This is a genomic window from Pseudomonas sp. NPDC087803 (genome assembly GCF_044742995.1).
GTDB lineage: Bacteria > Pseudomonadota > Gammaproteobacteria > Pseudomonadales > Pseudomonadaceae > Aquipseudomonas.
In genome coordinates this window covers 1-2,877 of record NZ_JBIUVO010000133.1, presented here as the reverse complement: position 1 = coordinate 2,877, position 2,877 = coordinate 1, and the positions used below count along the sequence as shown (strand labels likewise).

Annotated in this window: 3 protein-coding genes; all 3 read left to right on the top strand. The window is 60.7% G+C overall.

Features of this window, described 5'->3' with window-relative positions:
- Positions 1-935 (top strand): phosphate acyltransferase PlsX (gene plsX, locus ACIOUG_RS26845; RefSeq protein WP_401070170.1); only part of this gene is annotated, 935 nt, incomplete at its 5' end.
- Between the two features lie 123 nt (positions 936-1,058).
- Positions 1,059-1,997, top strand: a complete 939-nt coding sequence (gene fabD, locus ACIOUG_RS26840; RefSeq protein ID WP_027612355.1) for an ACP S-malonyltransferase — start codon at positions 1,059-1,061, stop codon at positions 1,995-1,997.
- Positions 1,998-2,013: 16 nt separating this feature from the next.
- Complete coding sequence (gene fabG, locus ACIOUG_RS26835) at positions 2,014-2,754, top strand: 3-oxoacyl-ACP reductase FabG (protein ID WP_401070168.1); 741 nt, start codon at positions 2,014-2,016, stop codon at positions 2,752-2,754.
- Positions 2,755-2,877: the final 123 nt, after the last annotated feature.

Below are 2,877 nucleotides of genomic sequence, written 5' to 3'. Positions count from 1 at the left end.
CTTGCCTTTCTGCTACGCCCTCGCTGCACCTGACCCTCGTCGGTCAACCCTCCCTTCTTGAAGAACTGATCAACGGCCAATCGGCTGCCGATCGCGCGCGCCTGACGATTGTCCCGGCGTCTGAAGTCATCACCATGGACGAAAAGCCGACCCAGGCCTTGCGTGGCAAGCCGGATTCGTCGATGCGTGTCGCCCTCGAACTGGTGCGTGACGGCAAAGCTCAGGCCTGTGTCAGCGCCGGCAATACCGGGGCGTTGATGGCGTTGTCGCGTTTCGTGCTCAAGACCTTGCCGGGGATTGATCGGCCGGCGATGGTCGCGGCGATTCCGACACAGAAGGGTTATTGCCAGTTGCTCGATCTGGGTGCCAACGTCGATTGCAGCGCCGAGCATCTGTTGCAGTTCGCGGTGATGGGCTCGGTGGCGGCGCAGACGCTGGGCATCGCCCGGCCGCGCGTCGCGTTGCTGAATATCGGCACCGAAGACATCAAGGGTAATCAGCAGGTCAAGCTGGCGGCGACCTTGCTGCAGGCTGCGCGCGGCATCAACTACATCGGGTTTGTCGAGGGCGATGGCCTGTATCGCGGCGAGGCGGATGTGGTGGTCTGTGACGGGTTTGTCGGCAATATCCTGCTCAAGTCCAGCGAAGGCCTGGCGACGATGATCGCCGCGCGTATCGAAGCCTTGTTCAGGAAAAACTTCGCTTCCCGGGTGGTGGGGGCTTTGGCCCTGCCATTGATGAAGCGCCTGCAGGCGGATCTGGCACCGGCGCGACATAACGGCGCAAGCTTTCTCGGCTTGCAGGGCATCGTGGTGAAAAGTCACGGTTCGGCCGGGGTTCAGGGCTTTCAGAGTGCGATTCAGCGCGCGCTGATCGAGATTCAGGAGAACCTGCCCCAGCGCCTCCACGGTCGTCTGGAGGATCTGTTGTCTTAGGCGTTTTCGTCGGACAATGCTTAAATGTGACCGCCCGGTTCAAAGGGCCATCCAACTGTCAGTTTCTTGCGTCCCCCGGCGGGGCGCTATTTTCCGACGACAAGATCATTAGGGGCTTGTTACATGTCTGCTTCCCTCGCATTCGTCTTTCCAGGACAGGGTTCGCAGTCCCTCGGCATGCTGGCCGAGCTGGGCGCGGAATATCCGCTGATCCTCGAAACTTTCAAAGAAGCCTCCGCTGCTCTGGGCTATGACCTGTGGGCGCTGACCCAGCAGGGTCCGGAAGAGCTGCTCAATCAAACTGACAAAACCCAACCGGCCATTCTGACCGCTTCGATCGCCCTGTGGCGTTTGTGGCTGGCTGAAGGCGGCGCGCGTCCGGCATTTGTTGCCGGTCACAGCCTGGGTGAGTACAGCGCGCTGGTGGCTGCTGGCAGCCTGAGCCTGGCTGACGCGGTCAAGCTCGTCGAGCGCCGTGGCCAGCTGATGCAGGAAGCCGTTCCGGCCGGGCAGGGCGGCATGGCTGCCATCCTCGGTCTGGAAGACGCTGATGTGCTGGCAGCCTGTGCCGAAGCGGCGCAAGGCGAAGTGGTCAGTGCGGTGAACTTCAACTCGCCGGGCCAGGTAGTGATTGCCGGTGCCAAGGCTGCCGTCGAGCGTGCCATCGAGGGCTGTAAGGCCCGTGGCGCCAAGCGTGCCATGCCGTTGCCGGTGAGCGTGCCGTCGCACTGTGAGCTGATGCGTCCGGCGGCCGAGCGCTTTGCCGAATCCATCGCTGCCATCGACTGGCAGGCACCGCAGATCCCGGTCGTACAGAACGTCAGCGCGCAAGTGCCGGCGGATCTGGAAACCCTCAAGCGTGATCTGCTCGAACAACTGTACAAGCCCGTTCGCTGGGTTGAATCGGTGCAGACGCTGGCTGCCAAAGGCGCTACCAGTCTGGTCGAGTGCGGCCCTGGCAAAGTGCTGGCAGGTCTGAACAAACGTTGCGCCGAAGGCGTTTCGACTTCCAACCTCAATACCCCAGACGCTTTCGCTGCCGCCCGTGCAGCGCTGGCCTGAATCAGGAGAAACTTGCATGAGTCTGCAAGGTAAAGTTGCACTGGTCACCGGTGCAAGCCGCGGTATCGGCCAGGCCATCGCCCTGGAACTGGGTCGTCAGGGCGCCATCGTTGTTGGCACCGCGACCTCCGCCAAAGGCGCCGAGGCGATTGCCGCCACGCTCAAGGAGCACGGCATTCAGGGTACCGGTCTGGAACTGAACGTCACCAGCGACGAATCCGTTGCCGCCGTGATCGCGAGCATTCAGGAGAAGTTCGGCGCGCCGGCGATTCTGGTCAATAATGCCGGCATCACCCGCGATAACCTGATGATGCGCATGAAAGACGATGAATGGTACGACGTGATCGATACCAACCTGAACAGTCTGTATCGCCTGTCCAAGGGCGTTTTGCGTGGCATGACCAAGGCGCGCTGGGGCCGAATTATCAGTATTGGCTCGGTGGTGGGTGCCATGGGCAACGCCGGCCAAGTAAACTATGCAGCCGCCAAGGCCGGTCTGGAAGGTTTCAGCCGGGCGATGGCGCGTGAAGTCGGTTCGCGTTCGATTACGGTCAACTCGGTAACCCCAGGGTTCATCGACACCGATATGACCCGCGAACTGCCTGAAGCACAGCGTGAAGCCTTGCAGACGCAGATTCCGCTGGGCCGTCTGGGGCAAGCTCAGGAGATCGCCTCGGTGGTCGCTTTTCTTGCGTCCGACGGTGCGGCATACGTCACTGGGGCTACAATCCCGGTGAACGGTGGGATGTACATGTAAGTAAAATGTGACGGATTGCTTCAAAAAAATGTCATACGAGCTGTCTAAAATCCGTTATAAAGCTGCAATCTATTTATAGGCAGAGGGCCGCAGGGTTTGTGGAGTGAAGCTTTCAGTTGAAAA